Origin of the sequence: Paenibacillus vandeheii (assembly GCF_030433635.1) — a bacterium.
GTDB lineage: Bacteria > Bacillota > Bacilli > Paenibacillales > Paenibacillaceae > Paenibacillus > Paenibacillus vandeheii.
Genome location: NZ_JAROCD010000002.1, coordinates 297,919 through 318,080 on the forward strand (window position 1 = coordinate 297,919; position 20,162 = coordinate 318,080).

Consider the following 20,162-nt stretch of genomic DNA (forward strand, 5'->3'; position numbering starts at 1 on the left):
AGATAATCGCTGGAGCATGGCATGAGATATTGGCCCAACAATGGATAAACACAGGCCACATATGGAATGATTTTCTTTTGTCAGTAATTAAAATCAGTTGTACTCTGACATAAAATGTGTATAATTATTCGAAAAAGAGATGAATTTTAGCATCAGTACACTAAAGCTGTACTGCAAAACATTTCTTATCAGAGGTATTAAAAAGTTTAAATTGCGCTGATGTTAGGTCGGTGTTAAAATAATAGAACTATATCAAAAAACGTCGCTCCATATCAGCGGCCGTGCCAGCGGTTGCGTGTTGTTATACCAAGCTGTTTGCCGGATAATCCGGATCAGCTCCTCTCATGGATGGCCTGTCGCAATAGCAGCACTTATAAGATTGACAGCCATATCGCTGTCACCCTCGTCCATTTAGCAGGCTTTTATTCAAAACTGAAACTGCCCGCTCCTCCCGTTTCATTGTTGCTTGTTGCCTATGTTCTTGATCTTTCCGAAATACTTCATTATAGAAAGGTTGCGTTCCATGAGACACATCGGATTACCTCCTAAACAGGGTCTGTACGACCCACAGTTCGAAAAAGACGCATGCGGAATGGGTTTTGTTGCCAACATCAAAGGAGTACCTTCACACGACATCGTTAGTCAGGCACTGACCATGCTCAGTAACATGGAACACCGCGGAGGACAGGGCAGTGAGCCGAATTCCGGTGACGGAGCCGGTATATTGATCCAGATTCCACATCGCTATTTTGAACAGGAAGCGGACCGTCTTGGTTTTGCATTACCTGAACAGGGCTTCTATGGCGTAGGGATGTTATTCCTTTCACAGGACCCGGCTATCCGCAGTGCGCACGAAGAGAGCCTTAAGAAGATCATCGAAGAAGAAGGCCAAACATTCCTGGGTTTCCGGGATGTGCCTACGTTTGATGAGATGCTTGGACGTTCTGCGCTTGCAGCAAAGCCATATGTACGTCAGGTATTCATTGGAAGATCGGCAGAAGTTACGGATGAACTGGGATTTGAACGGAAGTTGTATGTCATTCGCAGACGTGCTGAGCTGGCTATTCGTTATTCAGCGGATGAAGCGGAAGGCGGTTCATTTTACCTGCCAAGCTTGTCTTGTCGTAAAATCGTGTACAAAGGCATGCTGACAACCGAACAGGTGGGACAGTTCTACCTGGATCTTCAGGAAGATCTCGTGGAATCCGCGATTGCGCTGGTTCACTCCCGTTTCAGTACAAATACATTCCCAAGCTGGGAACGTGCCCACCCGTATCGCTTCATGATCCACAACGGTGAGATCAATACGATGCGTGGTAACGTGAACTGGATGCATGCCCGGCAATCGCTGTTCGAGAGTGAATTGTTCGGTAACGATATCTCCAAAGTGAAACCGGTTATCAATCCGGACGGTTCCGATACAGCCATGTTTGATAATACATTGGAGTTCCTGTATCTGAGCGGCCGTTCATTGCCACATGTGGCAATGATGATGGTTCCTGAGCCTTGGAGCACAGATGAGGGAATGGACCCTGCCAAAAAGGCATTCTATGAATATCACAGCACGATGATGGAGCCTTGGGATGGGCCGGCAGCAATGGCCTTTACCGACGGCTTGCAGATTGGTGCAACACTTGACCGGAATGGTCTGCGTCCTGCACGTTACTATGTAACGAAAGACGACCGCATTATTTTGTCCTCCGAGGTTGGGGTACTTGATATCGCTCCTGAAGAAATTCTCTACAAAGACCGCCTGCGTCCAGGACGTATGCTGCTTGTCGATACACAACAAGGACGTATCATTGCGGATGAGGAAGTGAAAGCTCTCATTGCAGCCGAGAATCCGTATCAGGATTGGCTCGATGAGCATCTGATGGACCTGAATGAGCTGCCGGATGCACCGGAACTGCCTGATCCAAAACATGCTAACGTGACCCAGCTTCAGCTGGCCTATGGATATACATTTGAAGAATTGCGCAAAGTGTTGGAGCCTATGGCTTCAACAGGAATGGAAGCAACAGGCTCCATGGGTTATGATGCACCGCTGGCGGTTCTGTCGGATCGTCCACAGCGCCTGTATAACTATTTTAAGCAGATGTTTGCACAAGTTACCAATCCACCGATCGATGCGATTCGTGAAGAGATTGTAACGTCTACGGCAACAACGATCGGACCCGAGCGTAACCTGTTGAATCCTGAACCAGAGAGCTGTCGTCAGATTCGGTTGGATACACCTGTACTTTCCAATGAGGATTTTGCGAAGATTCGCCACGTTCGTCGTCCGGGCTTCCGTTCGATGACGATCCCGATCTTCTTTACAGCCAAAGAAGGCGCAGAAGGACTTCGCAAAGCGATGGAACTGCTCTTCGAAGCTGCGGATCGTGTCATTGACAAAGGGCATAATATTTTGATTCTGTCTGACCGTGGTGTGGACGCCGAGAATGCGGCTATTCCAGCATTGCTGGCTGTAGCAGGTTTGCATCACCATCTGATTCGTAAAGGAACCAGAACCAAAGTCAGCATTTTGCTGGAATCGGCAGAGCCGCGTGATATTCATCACTATGCCTTGCTGCTTGGTTACGGTGTAAGTGCGGTGAACCCGTATCTGGCGTTTGAAACGCTGGATGACATGATTCAGCAAGGGCTGCTGCGGGGCATCTCACATGAGAAAGCCGTGAAGAACTATATTAAAGCCGCCACCAAGGGCGTTATTAAAATATTGTCCAAAATGGGAATCTCGACGATTCAATCCTATCGCGGGGCTCAAATTTTCGAAGCGGTGGGTCTGAAATCGGACTTCGTTGATCGTTACTTTACATGGACGCCTTCCCGAATTGGCGGGATTGGTCTGGAAGAAGTGGCAGCCGAAGCGCTGACTCATCACAACCGTGCCTTTACGGACAAAGATGGCAATGACAAAGTACTGGATTCCGGCGGGGAATACCAATGGCGTAACGACGGAGAAGAGCATCTGTTCAATCCGCAAACGATCCATACGCTGCAACATGCAGTACGTACTGGCGATTACAAATTGTATAAAAAGTATTCCAAACTCGTGCAAGGTGAAAATGATCAGTTGCTGACTATTCGCTCCATGCTGAAACTGAAACCGGTCGGTCCTGCGATTCCTTTGGAAGAAGTAGAATCCGTGGAAGACATTATGCGCCGTTTCAAAACCGGAGCAATGTCCTTTGGTTCGATCAGTAAAGAGGCACATGAAGATCTCGCTATCGCCATGAACCGTGTTGGTGGTAAATCCAATACAGGTGAAGGCGGGGAAGATCCGGCGCGTTTCATAAAAGATAGCAACGGTGATTCTCGTCGCAGTGCGATCAAACAGGTGGCATCCGGACGTTTTGGTGTAACATCCAACTATCTGGTCAATGCCGACGAGATTCAGATCAAGATGGCACAGGGAGCAAAACCGGGTGAAGGTGGACAGCTGCCTGGACGTAAGGTATACCCTTGGGTTGCTGAAGTTCGTGGATCAACACCGGGTGTAGGTCTAATCTCTCCGCCACCGCATCATGATATCTACTCGATTGAGGATCTGGCTGAGTTGATCTATGACTTGAAAAATGCCAATCCACGTGCAGAGATCAACGTTAAATTGGTATCCGAAGTCGGCGTCGGAACGATTGCGGCTGGCGTAGCCAAAGGTCGTGCCGATATTATCCTCGTCAGCGGTTATGACGGTGGTACAGGTGCATCCCCGCAAGGCTCGATTCGTCACGCGGGAATGCCTTGGGAGCTGGGTCTTGCAGAGACACATCAAACGTTGATGCTGAACAATCTGCGTGACCGTGTCGTTCTGGAAACAGACGGCAAAATGTTGAATGGTCGTGACTTGGCTATCGCTGCTTTGCTGGGAGCTGAGGAGTATGGATTCTCTACAGCACCACTCGTTGCACTCGGCTGTATTATGATGCGTGTCTGCCAGATGGATACATGTCCGGTAGGTGTAGCGACACAAAACCCTGAATTGCGTAAAAATTACACGGGAGATCCTGCACATGTCGTTAACTTCATGCGTTTTGTTGCTGAAGATGTTCGCGAAATCATGGCTGATCTTGGTTTCCGTACCATTCAGGAAATGGTGGGCCGTACGGATTGCCTCGAAACGGTAGAGGCGGTAGACCACTGGAAGAAAAAAGGTTTAGATCTGTCCGTATTACTGCATGTGCCTGAAATGCCAGAAGGCTCTGCACGGTACCGTACACAGCATCAGAATCACCAATTGGAAGAGACATTGGATATGCAGCAGCTGCTGCAATTGGCACAACCTGCGATCGAATCCGGTCAACCGGTTGAAGCAGTGCTTCCAATTACTAACGTAAACCGTGCAGTGGGAACCATTTTGGGTAGCGAAATTACACGCAAATATGGAATTGCAGGATTGCCAGAAGATACGGTTCAATTCAAATTTGTCGGCTCTGCTGGACAAAGCTTTGGGGCCTTTGTACCTAAAGGTATGACATTGACCGTTGAAGGGGATTCCAACGACTATGTAGGCAAAGGGTTGTCCGGAGGTAAGCTGATCGTCATGCCTTCACCAAAAGCGACATTTGATGCCGAAGATAACATCATCATTGGTAACACGGCTCTATACGGGGCAACCAGTGGTGAAGCCTATATTCGTGGTATCGCCGGGGAACGGTTTGCTGTACGGAACTCAGGTGCTAAAGTGGTTGTTGAAGGTGTAGGCGACCATGGTTGTGAGTACATGACGGGTGGACGTGTCGTCGTTCTGGGTGATACAGGTCGTAACTTTGCAGCCGGAATGTCCGGAGGTATTGCTTATGTTTATGATCCGGAAGGCACATTCCTGAAACGTTGTAATCTGGAAATGGTACTTTTGGAGCGTATTGAAGATGTTTCTGAGAGTGCAGATCTGCGGGGCATGATTCAACGCCATGTTGCGAATACAGGAAGTACAGCAGGTCAGCGCATTCTGGATAACTGGCAGCAATCTGTAGATCAATTTGTTCGGGTTATACCGAAGGACTTCAAACGAATGACAGAGCAAATTGAGCGTATCCAAGCAACAGGTTTGACCGGGGAAGCTGCTCTGCTGGCTGCCTTTGAAGCCAACATGCGCGAACTCGCACGTGCAGGAGGTTAATATCTTGTTCAAGTGCATGAACCGGTTGTATTAAGAATAATAGGAGCTTTATGGCGTCCAATGCGGCGCCGTAGAGCTCCTATTTGGTTTTCGACAAAATTAGAACCCGCACAAAAAACGCTATCGCCATGAGACGACAACATTGAGGAACTTTCTCAAGTATAATAAGGCTAGTTTTGGAGTGCAGCGAAAGTATAAAGATAAGAGAGGTTAGCGGAATGAATATGAAGCATCCAAACAGGGGCGATCGTAAGCCGAAAGGTAAACCAGTCGAAGCAACCCAGATGGACATCATGAAAGTGTTACTGCAATGCGGAATCGACCCGGAGCGTTGGAACCATTTCGTATCCTCCGACAACAACAAGCGCGCTTGACCACACATCGACAAGCATAGAATAGATGGAGGGAAATCAAGACTTAAAAAAAGCCCAGAAACCGGAGCGTGTATTCTCGGTACTGGGTCTTCTTTGCGAGTTTAATCCATACTGCGTTCCATGCGGACAAAAGCAATAAAACGACGTGCCTCTTCTTCTGTTAAGGGTTTACCATCAACCATCAGGCCGAAGCGTTCCAGCACTTCCTTATCTGATAATTCAAGGGCATCGACAAATTCCCTTACGTCCTCATCCATCACGACATCACTTTGTTTCGTCCGTCCAATGAGATAATCAATGGATACGCCAAAGATGTCAGCAAGTCTCGTTAACACTTCGAAATCCGGTTTGCGTCGGTTCTTCTCGTAGTGGGAGAGAGCAGCTCTTGTAATATGAATGGAGCTCGCAAGTTCTTCTTGAGTAAGTCCCCGCTGTTCCCTTAATTCAGCAATGCGATTTCCGTAGCTCATATGCTATTTCCCCCTGAACGCCATCAAATATATATTGAAACAATCCTGAGCCAAGTGTTTGATCAGGGCAGCTTTCCTGCATAATCGTAATGCCTTATTAGTCCTAGTTGTATATAGGTCTGTCTAAGGACATCTCATATTGTCGTAAATCAAAAGAACCATGTCCAAATACTGCTTGACATGATACAAAATGTATCGTAAATTGAACGTATGGAGTTACAAAATGTATCATTTGGGATATTTTAAGTATGACCACGTTGCCTAGCCAATATACCTGTGAGAAAGAGTATAGGCAGCAACCCTTGCAAGCTAAACCATTCTAAAGGAATGAAGCCATGAATTCAATGATTCAAGAATGGGCGGATCTGAAATTAAATGTCCATATGTACATTCAGGAGTTTCATGGCAAATCGGTAGACCGCAAAAGACGCCCCGTTCTGTTGCTGGGAATGGACACACAAGCGATCACCTTCCTGAGCGACTTGGACTTGCCAATATCATCAGAGATGTTAATTGGTTTGGATGTAGAAGATAGCCATGTATGTGTACGACTCCTCGCAAGGCTGCAATGGAAACAGCCCTTCGGTGAGCTCACATTGTATCATTCAAACTTGCATATTCAGCAAGAGCAGACACTATATATAACGGGACAGTTAAATACAATGATTCGAGAAGTTCAGTTTCCGACCATTTCCCGGTTCCAGTATGAGAAGGCATCGGAACAACCTAACTTGCAGGAAACCTATCATTACATTGATTTTACCATATGAGTTGAACACATTCTAAACATATTCTGAACAAGCATGTACTTAACGCCATTTTACTATATTTCATAGCGTTATGCATTAGTTCTTTAACACCAAAAGCATTTGCGCAATGAATAAAGGGGCGAGGGGGATCATACATTGAGGAAGTTTGGATATGGTTGAAATGCACTGCCACATTTTATCCGGTCTGGATGATGGTCCTGTTCATATGGAACAGTCCATTGCGATGGCTGAGAAAGCGGCAGCCTCAGGAATTACCTCGATCATTGCTACTCCGCATCACCTGAACGGGCAGTACAACAATCAACCCAACGTGGTCAATCAGGCAGTGGACCTGCTACATGCAGAACTTCGCAAACGCAACATTCGCTTGGAGATCCGTCCCGGACAGGAGATCAGGGTACATGACAACCTGATTGCAGACTTATACGCAGGAAAGTGCTGCACACTCGCCGGGAGCCGTTACATGTTGCTGGAGTTACCCTTTGGTCATATCCCCTCGCAGTTCCCCGGGATACTCCAAGAACTTAAGTTGGCGGGTATCATTCCTATTATTGCTCATCCCGAACGAAATCGTCCAATCCAGAACAATCCCGATTTATTGGTTGAATATCTTGGGCAAGGTGCTCTATGTCAAATTACGGCTCAGTCTGTCATGGGACTTTTCGGGCGAAAAGTTCAGAAATGGTGTTTCCATTTTTGCAAAGAAAACGGATTTCATTTCATTTCATCAGATGCCCATAATATGGAAGGAAGAACATTTTCGATGAAAGCTGCATATCACCTGCTCGAACGCCGATTTGGAAGCCAACTGGTTCAAAATTTGCAAAAAAATGCTTGGTCGGTATGGAACAATTACATTATAGAGCCGGAAGAACCCGTAATTATGAAGCGTAGATTGTTGTTCTGGTAATCAGCTAAACATATATAGAAGAGACAATCTTCATCATAAATTGCTGACTTAAATGGGAGGAATACAGTATGGAACTAAAAGAGTATATGCAAATTTTACGAAAACGAATTTGGATCATTACTGCCTTTGTTGCAGTCGCATGTATTGGGGCAGGTGTTAAAAATTATTTTTTGACTGTACCGATTTATGAGGCGAATGCCAAATTAATAGTGAACCAGGCTTATAACGCAGAAGGTATTCCAAACTTGGATATTGGTTCAATCCAAACCAACATTAAAGTGATTAATTCTTATATGGAAATCATTAAATCTTCGGCAATCCTCGATAAAGTAGCTGCTACATACCCCGATCTTGGCATGAACGGGAATGAATTGGGACAGAGCTTACGGGTGACCACCGCGAATGAATCCCAGGTTATGAGTTTGACCGCTACCGGTTTATCTTCTGAAAAAGCGGCAAAAACGGTTAATGCCGTTGCCAAAGTGTTTAAATCCCAAATCCCCGTAATTATGAAAGTGGACAATGTAACTATTCTGAGTGAAGCCAAACCTACAGATTCCTCTGGACCCATCAATGTAAATCCCGTTATGAACATCCTGATCAGTTTCTTTGTTGGACTTCTATTATCTATAGGATTTATATTCCTGTTGGAATATCTGGATGATACCTTGAAGACGGAGGATGAATTGGAAAAAGAACTGGGTATACCTACACTAGCTGTCATCTCCAGAATCAGGAAAGAAGAAGCACGTTTCTCCAAACAGTCAACAACATCTCAAAAACAGGTAGGTGATGGCCAGTATGCCACGGTTAACCAATGATAAAGGGAGCCTAGTAACAATGGCTAATCCCAAGTCTACGTCATCTGAGGCTTATCGGAAGTTAAGAACAAACATTCAATTTTCATCCATTGATAGTCAGATTCAAACGATTATGATTGCTTCGGCATTATCTGGTGAAGGGAAAACGACCACGATCGGCAATCTGGCAGTTACCTATGCCCAGGAAGGGAAGAAGGTTCTGCTTATGGATACAGATCTGCGAAAACCTGCGGTGCATCGCATGTTTAATGTTCCTAACCATGTGGGGCTTACAAGTGTATTATCCAGCCAATATAAAGTTACGGAAGTACTTCGGGAAACCGGAGTGGAAGGCCTGCATGTCCTGTCTTCCGGCCCTATACCTCCTAATCCTTCAGAGATGATTGGATCTCGTAAAATGACGGCTTTGCTCCTGGAGTTAAAGGAAGAATACGATGTGATTTTATTTGATACACCTCCTGTTCTGGCAGTTACGGACGCTTTAATTATTAGTTCATTGTGTGATGGTGTCATTCTTGTCGTGAGCGCGGGCAAAGTGAAGAAGGATCTGGTCAAAAAGGCAAAAGCTCATCTTGAACATGTGAACGCACGTATCCTCGGAGCTGTCTTGAACAACGTGCAGCTGCCCAAAAGTCGGAGTACTTATTATGGGGGAAATGCATAACGAATTTGCGAAATAAATCAAAGATAGTATCGTCAAGGTGATGTCTACTATACCTTTATCAAGGTAGGCACTCGGTCACACTGTGGGTAGTGTACCTTAGACGTATATCGTCAAGGGTGTGATGTGAGGTTGGGTTTAATGCCCTTTTATGAAATTAAAAGTAAGAATTGCATCAATTTATTTCATGATTTCATGGATTTAAATGATCCAACTCATGCTTTTAAACATAAAAAAATAATAATGGATAGGGTGGTATTTTATGACTAAAGTGAGGAAAGCAATCATTCCCGCAGCCGGCTTGGGAACCCGATTTTTACCCGCTACAAAGGCAATGCCTAAAGAAATGCTCCCTATTGTGGATAAACCGACCATTCAATACATCGTTGAAGAAGCTGTAGCTTCCGGTATTGAGGATATCATTATTGTAACGGGCAAGGGAAAACGTGCGATTGAAGATCATTTCGATAGTGCGTTTGAGCTGGAGCAAAATTTGCTCGAAAAAGGAAAGCTCAGCTTACTGGAAGAAGTCCGGAAGTCCTCCAACGTGGATATTCATTACATAAGGCAGAAGGAAGCACTGGGGCTTGGGCATGCCGTGTGGTGTGCTCGAAATTTTATTGGCAATGAACCGTTTGCTGTATTACTGGGTGACGATATTGTGGTTTCTGATGTGCCGTGCACAAAGCAGTTAATTCAGCAATATGAGAAGGTCCAGCAATCTGTACTCGGTGTGAAAACGGTAAGTCCAAGTGAAACATATCGCTACGGAATTATTGATCCATTGCACACAGAGGGCCGTTTGTCTTCTGTAAACAGCATGGTTGAAAAACCGCCATTGGGTACAGCACCTTCCAACTTGGCCATTATGGGTCGTTACATTCTGACACCTAAAGTGTTTGAGTATCTGGAAGAACAAAATGTGGGTGCAGGCGGTGAGATCCAACTCACGGATGCGTTGCAAATGCTGAATCGGGATGAAGGAATTAGTGCTTATGATTTTGAAGGCTCACGGTTTGACGTGGGTGAGAAGCTGGGCTATATCCTGACCACACTTGATTTTGCTCTTAAAAATAAAGAATTGCGTGCGCCAGTCCTCATGGCTATTGAAGAAATTTTGATGAAGGAACAATTGAACCAAATGCTTGTCGCAGGAGGGGATAGTCTGTGAAACTTTCAAGACCGGAATACTTTGGGAGTGGAGAAGCCCTGGCCAAGGATGGCACTTCGGCAGTATTGGAGCAGCCTTACTCGCAGCGTGTTGGCGGTTATGCTGACGTAATAAAGCCTTTTATCGATTTTATTATTGCGGCTGTGCTGTTGTTGATTACATCACCGGTCATGCTTGTTGCAGCGATTATGATTAAGCTTGATTCCAAAGGACCTGTGATATTCAGACAAGAACGTTACGGGAAAAACGGAGTTAAATTTAGTATCTATAAATTCAGAACGATGCGTACGGACGCTCCAAAGTACAGCACCTCCCCCACGACAAGTGATGATCCGAGAATTACACGGCTGGGGAGATTACTTCGGAAGACTAGCCTGGATGAGCTGCCACAATTGCTTAATATTATTAAAGGTGATATGAGCTTTATAGGTCCCAGACCTGAAATGAAGCGAATCGTAGAAGAAAGCTACACGGACCTGGAGCGCAGACGTTTTCTGGTGAAACCCGGGATTACTGGATTATGGCAGGTAAGTAATGCTCGCAAGGAGCCTATTCATCATAATCTGCAATATGATTTCCACTATATCTCTAACGTCTCTCTGAAGATGGATATAATGATTATTTTTAAAACCGTTGGCGTTATGATCAAAAGTAATACATTTTAAACTACTCATTAGATAATATGGAGTGTGATCGCATTGAAACATATTGTAGTGACGGGCGCGGCCGGTTTCCTGGGCTCACATCTAGTCAAATCATTAATTGATCAAGGACATCAGGTTACCGGAATAGATAATCTTTCAACGGGAGTTTCTAAAAATCTGCAAGAGGTGGCTAACAGCCCCCTCTTTTTTTTCCGCGAAGCTGATGTTACGCTGCCCGAATCACTGGATTTTCTGGTAGATCAGCCAGTGGATGAAGTCTATCATCTGGCTTCACCTGCTTCACCCAAATTCTATCAGGCCGATTCGATGGGTACGATCTGGGTGAACACTCGAGGAACCTATCATTTGCTGGAGCTGGCCCGTACCAAAGGAGCGAAATTCCTGTATTCGAGTACGAGTGAAGCATATGGAGATCCCGAAGTTCATCCCCAGCCCGAGAGTTATCGAGGTAATGTGAACACTTGGGGACCAAGAGCCTGTTATGATGAGGCCAAGCGTTTGGGCGAAGTTTTTTGTTATGAATACTACACGAAACACAGTGTTCCCGTGAAGGTGGCACGTATTTTTAATACGTATTCCTCAGGACTTCGGAACGATGATGGCCGTGTTATTTCTAACTTTGTAACACAGGCACTTACAGGGCAGGATATTACGGTGTATGGGGATGGTTCGCAAACCCGTTCATTCTGTTATGTGGATGATAATATCAAAGGACTGCAAAAACTCATGGAAGCGGTTAGTGCCAATGGCGAAATTGTTAATATCGGAAATCCTACGGAGTACAGCGTGCTTGAAGTGGCACACTTGGTCAAACGCCTTACGCAATCAGAGAGCAGAATCGTATATTTACCTCTACCTCAGGATGATCCAAAGGTCAGAAGGCCGGTCATTGACAAGGCGAAGAAACTATTGAATTGGGAACCGGAAATCGGATTGGAAGAGGGACTGGGGCTTATGATCCAACATTATCGTTCAATGCTCCTGAGAACGAACGTGATGCCATGACGAAAATATTGATTGCCCACAGCCTTTATTCACCAAACATCATAGGAGGGGCAGAAATATCCACGCAGATTTTGGCACAGACCTTGAATCGTCATTATGAAGTCCAGGTCATGACCGTTGGAGAACATAACGATAGGATAGTACATTCGGACATTGTAAATGGGATCAATGTTATCCGCTTGCCGTACAATAATCGGTATTGGCTTGGGGATGGAGGGAAACAGGTGTCCGTTCCGAGTAAGATTCTGTGGAGAATTCAGGATGTTTTTAACGTAAAACAATATCATCACGTAAAGGAGTATCTCGTTAAGGAAAGCCCCGCCCTGATTCATACGCATAATCTACCTGGTCTCAGCTTGGCTGTGTGGAGAGCTGCTCATGAATTGAATATTCCGATTGTACACACCCTTCACGATTTCTCTCTTATTGATCCGATTAAGGTATCTGCTTATTCAAAAGTGTATAGAATTATCTCGAGGAAATTCAGCCGGATGGCATCAGCAGTCATCGGTGTTTCCAATCATATTCTTGGCAGTCACACCTCGCTTGGACTTTTTGAGAATGCAAGTAAACATGTAGTTCATAATATTGTTGATACTGATGCATATGCAAATGAACTGTATGAAAAGAAGAAGGTTAATACAGATGGTCCATTCCAAATTGGATATTTTGGACAGCTCACCGAAGTGAAGGGTGTGCATTATTTAATTGAAGCAATCAAGGCATTAGATGCTGATGTTGTTAGCAAACTATGTATTTTCGGCGATGGCCCTATGTTGAACTCCTTGAAGCAATCTGCGGCGGCGGATAATCGTATTGAATTTAAGGGAAAAATACCCAAATCTGAGGTCATGAAGCAAATGGCTGCAATGGACCTCACCATCGTTCCGTCAACATGGGATGAACCTTTTGGATTAGTGGTAATTGAATCTTATCAGGTAGGTACACCGGTATATGCTTCACGCGTTGGAGGAATGTCCGAAATTCTTCTGGATACCGATGAATTCTCATTTTCTCCATATAGCTCAGAGGCCATTTCGCAATCGATTCTAAAATATTACCATATGGGTGAACAGAAGAAAGTAGAGTTGAAGGAGCGTTGTAATCAATATAGTCAAACCTTCAACGAGGCTTATCTGCGCAAGAAACACGCGGATATATACGATAAGCTGATCGGGTATGGAGGTTAACATGCAAACTATTTCTATGAATGCAGGGAAACCTATATACGTCACAGCTAATGCTGAACCAGAGGGTTCACTGTTTAAGAATATGGTTCACATTTTGATGATTTATCTGGCTTGCTATGGTCTCGTATCCATTTATGTTGATAACATTATTATCCGTTCACTGAAAGATATGGGCATGCTCCTGATGGCCGTATTTGCTTTAAGCAAAGTATATCGAAGTCAACACAAGTTCGTTGTTCTTTTTCTGTTCCTGTTTGGCTCAATTATAGTTATTGGTTCCATGAGTCTGTTACTTGGTGGAAGTATCGTCACTTGGGTCTATGGGGTGAAGGTTACTTTTTTACCGATGATGATGATGTTTGCCGGAATGTATATTGTAAAGCTTAAGGCAACATATGCGTTTGCCCGAACGAATCTAGTCATCCTGTTCTTATTGATTGCTGGTTGGTTGATACAATATTCATTAGGGATAGATAAGCTGATCTCGCTAGGCTTCGTCTACGGTATAAATATCAAACACTATCTGGAAGGTGTACCCCGCCTGAATTCCATCACGATTTCACCTGACAGCTATGCTTATGCTCTTTTGATTACTGGATTGATAGCTGAAAGAACTCGATTGGCTGAGAAGCATCGGTTATTTCGCATATTCATCCAACTATTGACCATCAGCTTTTTATTATTATCTACGATTCGATCTGCTCTAGTTTTCTGGATTGTTTATCAAATTGTGATATTTATTCTCCGTGTGCGAAAATATAACCCCAATAACATGCTACTACTGGCCGGCGTTTTTATGCTAATTCCAGCTGTTGCTGTGTTTGGGGTTCGATTGCTGGATTCCTACAATCTGCTCTCTATCAACTCAATGCTCGTGCGATTCCAGAGTTGGGGTTCTTATCTGACGTCACCATTCTCGATGGCAGGAGTCATCGGGAATGGTCTTGGTTCTGTAGGTGCCGCCAGTCGCCGAACACATATGCTTGGTTTGCAGTCTAGAGATTATCCAGTAGATAACCAGTATTTCTCATTTTATGAGCAGACTGGATGGATCGGTGTTCTTTATCTACTCGTGTTGTTTTTGTGGATCGCGGTGTGCCTTTTTAAAAGAATGAAACGGCTGCCAGCCACTGACACTATGGCTCTTCCACAAATGGCTATTGCGCTTGGTATAGGAGTTGCAGCAGCAAGTTTCACGACTAACGTGCTTGAACTGTTCCCTAGTAATGTTTCAATATGGATTGTAATTGGCATGGCTCTCTTTCAGCAACACCAAGAAAATGAAATACCATTGCAAAGTAGGTGAACGGATAAATGAGAATTTTGCATATAGGGGAATACGTTGTTGGTGGTGTGGCGACCTATTTGAACGAGCTCGTTGCATACCAACGTCGTCATTTCGATGTATATCTATTAATGAGTGATTACAATTCGGCATCTGATTTTGATTTGGAGCCGGATCACATTCTGCGTTATGAGTATACACGCCACCCCAAATACTTTTTCGCGGCCATGAGACAAATTCAACAAGCCATTAAACGTATTCAACCAGATATTATTCATATTCATAGCTCATTTGCGGGTATGCTCGCAAGGGGCTTATTTTTTATTTTTCCACAAAAAGCGAGCGTTTTTTATTGCTCCCATGGCTGGTCCTTTCTAATGGATACCAAGCCTCTGCATAAAAAGGCCTATTTCATGATAGAGAAAGTATTGGAATTTAAAACGGATTTCATCATTAATATTTCAAAATACGAATTGGAGCAGTCCGTCCGGCTAGGGATGTCTCCTTCCAAATCCAGATTCGTATATAGTGGCTTACGGGAGAAAAAAACGATTAATCAGCCAGCAAACTCTATACAAGCCGTCTGGAACAATTCAGATGAGAAAGAAGTTATTCAGTTACTGTTCGTTGGCCGGTATGACCGACAGAAAGGGCTGGATATCCTTCTTGATGTAATGGGTAAACATCCGGAAATTCAGAAGCTGATCCGTCTGTACGTTATCGGTGATAGTGTACTGGAAAATAATGAATGGCATTTTCCGGATAATGTCGTTCGTCTGGGGTGGGTTGATAACGCGGATATTGACCGTTACTATCAGCAATGTGATGCCGTGATTTTGCCATCCAGATGGGAAGGATTGCCTCTGGTTGCACTAGAGGCAATGAAGAACCGCAAAGCGGTAATCGCAAGCAATCGGTCCTCTTTACCGGAGCTGGTTTCGCATGAAGTGAACGGTTATATCTTTGACCTTGATCATCCAGAAGAGTTGCTGGAAATCCTGTTGCAGTTGCAGAAAAAAACGCTTGTCACCATGGGGGAAATCGGGTGCGGCATATACAAGGAAAGATTTAGCGCCGATCGCATGAATGAAGAGTTCGTAAGCCTCTACTACGAGGCGAGAAACATGGATGTTACATTTAAGGATGCTCATGTGGCCTCACATTCAAAAATCATAAATAGAAATGGAGACTAGCATGATTAAAACAATATACATTAATGCACGCTTTCTTACTCAGACCGTTACCGGAGTGCAGCGGTATGCCATTGAACTTGTGAAGGAAATTGACAAATTAATTGATATCGGTGAAGTGGATGGAACGAGATACGAATTCTGTTTACTGTCTCCTTCCAATGTCATTACTAAGCTTAATTTAAAACATATCCGCCAAAAAGTGATTGGTAAATTCAAGGGTCATTTGTGGGAGCAGCTCGATCTTCCGCTGTATTCACGAGGAGGATTGCTGATTAATCTATGTAATACAGGTCCTGCTTTTAAACGAAATCAGGTTGTTACGATTCACGATGCGTCCGTATTTAGTTATCCGAAAGCATTCTCTTTTGCATTTCGTTCATGGTACCAGTTTTTGACGGTTAGACTAGGAAAAATATCCAAAGAAATTATTACTGTATCCCACTTCTCCAAGGGAGAACTGATTCAACATTGCAAGATTGCAGCGCAAAAGGTATCCGTTACTCACTTGGGTATCGATCATATCCATCACAGGCAGGCAGCTGAAGGAACGCTTGAGAAGTATGGAATTGATTCGCCTTACGTCCTGGCCGTGAGTACGATGAATCCCTATAAAAATTTTAAGCTTATTTTAGAGATATTGCCTGAGGTGAAGGCCCAAAATTTGAGCGTTGTTATTGTCGGCTCCAAAAATAGCAAGGTATTCAGCAATCAGGAGTTGACTGAATCGGATGGGGTAAATTGGGTAGGGTACGTGTCGGATGAAGAATTAAAATCGTTATACGAACATGCGGCTGGCTTCATTTTCCCATCGTTGTACGAAGGATTTGGATTGCCACCGTTGGAGGCAATGGCCTTGGGCTGCCCAGTAATCGTTTCCTCCCGTGGTTCCATCCCAGAAGTGTGCGGTGATGCAGGGTTGTATTTCGATCCACTACATCCACAGGAAGCTGCTGCACGTCTGGTCGAGATTACGTCCGATCGGGAACTTGGCCGGCAGTTATCTACCAAAGGTAGGGAGCATTCGGCCTTCTTTTCGTGGAACAAATGTGCCAAAGATACAGTTAGCATCATTATGAATACAGTATAAAGAAACGTCAATTTGAATTTGCCCCTGGAAAATATTCAGAATCTCTGCTTAGGCTCATGCCATATTTTCGCAGATGCCTGTGGATGGTCAAGACTGGGGCAATCCTATATGGGTGCACCGTAGTCAATTTAGTCAAGCCGTTGGCATGATCGGAAAAATGCATATTTGGGGTGAGAAGATGAGGGCTTCAATAGCCATTTGTACACATAACCGAGGTAACGATACTATGCAAGCAATTGATAGTCTGTTGAAAGGTGATGCCGAATACGGATCATATGAAATTCTTATTATCGATAACTGTTCTACGGATAATACCAAAGTACTGTTTGATTCTTTAGATTTCCCTCCACATGTTCGCTATATTTTAGAGCCACAGTTGGGATTATCGTATGCAAGGAACAGGGCCATTGAAGAAGCTCAAGGAGAGTTTGTATTGTTTCTGGATGATGACGCTTTGGCTTCTTCCTCATGGATCGGAGAAATCGTAAAAATATATGATATGAACCCCGCAATTGGCTGCGTTGGCGGAAAAATTGTGCCTATTTGGGAGGGGGGCAAGCCAGAATGGATTCCGGATGATCTTGTAAGTTTGTATACTCTATTGGATTTTTCGGACAGTGTTGTCGAGATGAATGCCCCACATATTCCTTTTGGAGCCAACGTATCTTTCAGGAAGAGCGTATTCAAGCACATTGCCCCTTTTAGAACAGATTTGGGACGTATAGGAAACAACCTGTTATCAGGGGAAGAGAGTGACCTTATTGAACGCATTCGAGAGCATTATAAGGTATATTACAATCCATATGCAGTAGTAGAACATAAAATCGCAAAAAGCAGGCTAAACAAACGTTGGTTGCTGCGCCGAGTCTATTGGCAAGGGATTAGTGACGCAACCCAGCACCATAAAAGTACATGGGGCATTCTTAAACATCTGTTTATAATCTCTTTGGCATCTGTATACATCCTTGTTTCAATGAATAACGTTAAAAAGGTAACCCGAGGTATGGCGAAAATATCTTATCGAAACGGAAGTATCGTAGGATCTTTTCGAAAAAGTAAAGGGATGAACGCCTAATGAGCCTAGCTATAACACCTGCCTCGAGGCGGCAGTATAGCATATTTCAAACGATTCTTATGACGAGTTTTGCCAATATTCTCATTATGGCTGCAACGACGCTTACTTCTATTCTGACAGCTCGGATGTTTGGGGTGACAGGAAGAGGTGAACTTTCTGCTGTGTTGTTTTGGCCCTCATTTTTGTCCGGACTTGCTGCCTTTGGGTTGCCGACGTCGTTGATCTTTAATGTGAAGAGAAATCAGCATCAGCTTTCGACTTATATAGGAATGAGTTTTGCCTTGCAGATACCTATCAGCTTAGTGGTAGGATTAATCAGCTGGTGGGGCATCTCGTTCTGGCTTGATGGATATTCTGATTCAATCGTTAATATGGCCCGTTGGTATACGGTCCTTATGGTTCCATTATTGCTCCTCATGGGTGTTCTTGCTGCAGCTGCCCAAGGCACTGAACGATTCAAAATTTACAACCTTTCACGTCTACTTGTACCTCTTTTGAACTTAGTAGGCCTACTTGTGATGTGGGCTACCAGTACACTTACGGTGGAACGCGCCATTATGACAAGCTTGGTAGCTACCCTTCTCGTTTTGAGTCTGTATATGTATATAATGCGGAAGCAAATTTTCGATTCGTTCAGTCGATTAGTACATCAATTTAAGGCATGTGTGCATCTATTCAGTTATGGCATTCGAGTGTATGGTGTGGAGCTATTAGGAACGCTCTACACACAGTTTGATAAGATTATTATTATTACTCTGCTAACACCGCGTGATTTCGGTCTGTATTCAGTTGTTTTTGCTTTATCGAGAATGTTTGATGTCGTGCAAAACGCGATTACGAACGTCATTTTTCCGAAGGTCGCGGGTAAAGAGAAGGATCAAGTACTTTTACTGGTAGGCAGGGCTTTTCGAATTAGTATGGTTCTAATGACGATTATCATTATCCCGAGCATGTTTATTGGGCATTTTTTTATTGGCCTTTTATTTGGAGAAGAATTTTTGCAAGCCAGCAACGTTTTTTATTTGCTTTCTTTTGAATGTATTGTTGGCGGTGGTTCGTGGATTCTTGCTTCAGCGTTTAATGCACTCGGAAGGCCGGGCGTGATCTTACTGAGACAGGCTTGCGCCCTTGTTGTGACGGTTACTTTGTTTTTCGTACTTACCCCTATGTTTGGTTTGACTGGAATTGGAATTGCTTTGTTAACCGGATCGGTGGTCCGTATTCTGATGTCCCTGTTCTCAATCTCCATTCTGTTTAAACTTCCAGTGCGCAGTATGCTTTACGATAAGGAAGATATCTCATTCCTGAAGCAAAAGATCAGAGAGAAAAATCCATTCAAAGGAGCTCGGAAAGATGCCAAACGTGCAACAGACTCATCCAATGGATGAGCTGAAACAGCGATTGAAGCAAATTTTGGAGGTCATTCCTCCATATTCAAAAATTTTATATATCGATTATCCCGTCCACAGTAATTGTGGAGATCTTTTAATTATGAAAGGAACCGAGGCTTTTTTCAAGGAGCATCAGATCAAGGTCACTAAAAGATTCAGTGTTTATGATTTTAACGAAAAGTTGGATATCCCTAAGGATCACATTCTTGTTTTACATGGTGGAGGAAATTTTGGGGATTTATATGAAATGCATCAAAATCTACGAGAAAGAATCGTCGAAAATTACCCTCATCATCGTATAGTTCTTTTACCTCAAACTGTTTTTTATAATAATCAAGATGCTCTGCAGAAGACGGTCTCCATATTTAATAAACATGAAGACCTGCATCTGTATCTTAGAGATGAAAAATCCTTCCAACTAGTGACGAAGCATTTCCCTAACTGCAAGGTGAGGCTTATGCCTGATATGGCGCATCAGCTCTGGCCGATTAAAGTCAAATATGTGCCGAGAAAAGAACGATTGAACTTTTTGCGAATGGACATTGAAGCTAATTCAGAACAATTCTCTGTCACTTCAAAAATGCAGGGGGATTCTCTTGACTGGGCAACTTTGTATAACAGATATGAAAGAAAACTGGTGCAATATGCAGGTGGGGGACTTCGCAGGTGGAAAGGGAGTACCTTGTTGCAGATTGGATGGAAAGTATACAGTGATTATTTGGTGAATAAGTCCATCCGCCGGTTTGCAAATTACGAGGTTATTTACACCTCCAGATTACACGGTCACATCCTGTCCTGTTTGATGGCGAAGTCGAATGTGCTGATTGATAACTCTTACGGAAAAAATTCAGGGTACTACCAGCTCTGGACACATGAAGTCAATACGGCTAACATGGCTGGATCCTCCAAAAGTAGCGCGTCCGTGGAGCAGGGATATAGGGAAACACAAACTGCAACGCTATAAAGCCAAAT

The 20,162-nt window shown here is 44.0% G+C and carries 17 protein-coding genes; 16 read left to right on the forward strand and 1 reads right to left on the reverse strand.

Features of this window, described 5'->3' with window-relative positions; all coding sequences use genetic code 11:
- Window positions 1–523: 523 nt before the first annotated feature.
- Both gltB and P5G61_RS04135 read left to right on the forward strand, forming a co-directional pair.
- Window positions 524–5,122 carry a glutamate synthase large subunit gene (gltB, locus tag P5G61_RS04130; protein ID WP_301244763.1) on the forward strand — a complete coding sequence of 1,533 codons (4,599 nt, stop codon included), beginning with the start codon at window positions 524–526 and terminating at the stop codon, window positions 5,120–5,122.
- Window positions 5,123–5,340: 218 nt separating this feature from the next.
- Entirely contained in the window at window positions 5,341–5,496 is a 156-nt protein-coding gene (locus tag P5G61_RS04135; protein WP_161634243.1) for a hypothetical protein, read from the forward strand.
- A 101-nt stretch (window positions 5,497–5,597) separates the two neighbouring features.
- Here P5G61_RS04135 and P5G61_RS04140 read toward each other — a convergent pair whose 3' ends face one another.
- Window positions 5,598–5,966 carry a helix-turn-helix domain-containing protein gene (locus tag P5G61_RS04140; RefSeq protein WP_301244767.1) on the reverse strand — a complete coding sequence of 123 codons (369 nt, stop codon included), beginning with the start codon at window positions 5,964–5,966 and terminating at the stop codon, window positions 5,598–5,600.
- A 335-nt stretch (window positions 5,967–6,301) separates the two neighbouring features.
- Between P5G61_RS04140 and P5G61_RS04145 the strand changes: the two genes are divergently transcribed.
- The 14 genes from P5G61_RS04145 to P5G61_RS04210 all read left to right on the forward strand — a co-directional run bounded on the left by P5G61_RS04145 (window position 6,302) and on the right by P5G61_RS04210 (window position 20,154).
- Window positions 6,302–6,736, forward strand: a complete 435-nt coding sequence (locus P5G61_RS04145) for a hypothetical protein (RefSeq protein ID WP_301244769.1) — start codon at window positions 6,302–6,304, stop codon at window positions 6,734–6,736.
- Window positions 6,737–6,896: 160 nt separating this feature from the next.
- Window positions 6,897–7,646, forward strand: a complete 750-nt coding sequence (locus P5G61_RS04150) for a tyrosine-protein phosphatase (RefSeq protein WP_301244771.1) — start codon at window positions 6,897–6,899, stop codon at window positions 7,644–7,646.
- Window positions 7,647–7,714: 68 nt separating this feature from the next.
- The gene (locus tag P5G61_RS04155) at window positions 7,715–8,467 is read left to right on the forward strand and encodes a YveK family protein (RefSeq protein ID WP_301244773.1); all 753 of its coding nucleotides are present in this window, start codon (window positions 7,715–7,717) and stop codon (window positions 8,465–8,467) included.
- Window positions 8,448–9,131 carry a CpsD/CapB family tyrosine-protein kinase gene (locus P5G61_RS04160; RefSeq protein ID WP_301244775.1) on the forward strand — a complete coding sequence of 228 codons (684 nt, stop codon included), beginning with the start codon at window positions 8,448–8,450 and terminating at the stop codon, window positions 9,129–9,131. The genes P5G61_RS04155 and P5G61_RS04160 overlap by 20 nt, the downstream gene beginning before the upstream one ends.
- A gap of 259 nt (window positions 9,132–9,390) precedes the next feature.
- Window positions 9,391–10,299, forward strand: a complete 909-nt coding sequence (gene galU / locus P5G61_RS04165; RefSeq protein WP_301244777.1) for a UTP--glucose-1-phosphate uridylyltransferase GalU — start codon at window positions 9,391–9,393, stop codon at window positions 10,297–10,299.
- A complete protein-coding gene (locus tag P5G61_RS04170; RefSeq protein ID WP_301244779.1) occupies window positions 10,296–10,964 on the forward strand; it encodes a sugar transferase in 669 nt (222 codons plus the stop codon). The genes galU and P5G61_RS04170 overlap by 4 nt, the downstream gene beginning before the upstream one ends.
- A gap of 33 nt (window positions 10,965–10,997) precedes the next feature.
- Window positions 10,998–11,969 (forward strand): NAD-dependent epimerase/dehydratase family protein, encoded by a 972-nt coding sequence (locus P5G61_RS04175; protein WP_301244781.1) that lies wholly within the window; start codon window positions 10,998–11,000, stop codon window positions 11,967–11,969.
- The gene (locus P5G61_RS04180) at window positions 11,879–13,159 is read left to right on the forward strand and encodes a glycosyltransferase family 4 protein (protein WP_301244783.1); all 1,281 of its coding nucleotides are present in this window, start codon (window positions 11,879–11,881) and stop codon (window positions 13,157–13,159) included. Before P5G61_RS04175 ends, P5G61_RS04180 begins: the two co-directional genes overlap by 91 nt.
- Before the next feature lies 1 nt (window position 13,160).
- Complete coding sequence (locus P5G61_RS04185) at window positions 13,161–14,465, forward strand: O-antigen ligase family protein (RefSeq protein ID WP_301244785.1); 1,305 nt, start codon at window positions 13,161–13,163, stop codon at window positions 14,463–14,465.
- An 8-nt stretch (window positions 14,466–14,473) separates the two neighbouring features.
- Window positions 14,474–15,637, forward strand: a complete 1,164-nt coding sequence (locus P5G61_RS04190; RefSeq protein WP_301244787.1) for a glycosyltransferase — start codon at window positions 14,474–14,476, stop codon at window positions 15,635–15,637.
- Between the two features lies 1 nt (window position 15,638).
- Window positions 15,639–16,724, forward strand: a complete 1,086-nt coding sequence (locus P5G61_RS04195; RefSeq protein WP_301244789.1) for a glycosyltransferase family 4 protein — start codon at window positions 15,639–15,641, stop codon at window positions 16,722–16,724.
- A gap of 79 nt (window positions 16,725–16,803) precedes the next feature.
- On the forward strand, window positions 16,804–17,799 hold the full coding sequence (locus tag P5G61_RS04200; RefSeq protein ID WP_301244791.1) for a glycosyltransferase: 996 nt from the start codon (window positions 16,804–16,806) through the stop codon (window positions 17,797–17,799).
- Window positions 17,800–17,858: 59 nt separating this feature from the next.
- The gene (locus P5G61_RS04205) at window positions 17,859–19,187 is read left to right on the forward strand and encodes a lipopolysaccharide biosynthesis protein (RefSeq protein ID WP_301244793.1); all 1,329 of its coding nucleotides are present in this window, start codon (window positions 17,859–17,861) and stop codon (window positions 19,185–19,187) included.
- A complete protein-coding gene (locus tag P5G61_RS04210; protein ID WP_301244795.1) occupies window positions 19,153–20,154 on the forward strand; it encodes a polysaccharide pyruvyl transferase family protein in 1,002 nt (333 codons plus the stop codon). The genes P5G61_RS04205 and P5G61_RS04210 overlap by 35 nt, the downstream gene beginning before the upstream one ends.
- Window positions 20,155–20,162: the final 8 nt, after the last annotated feature.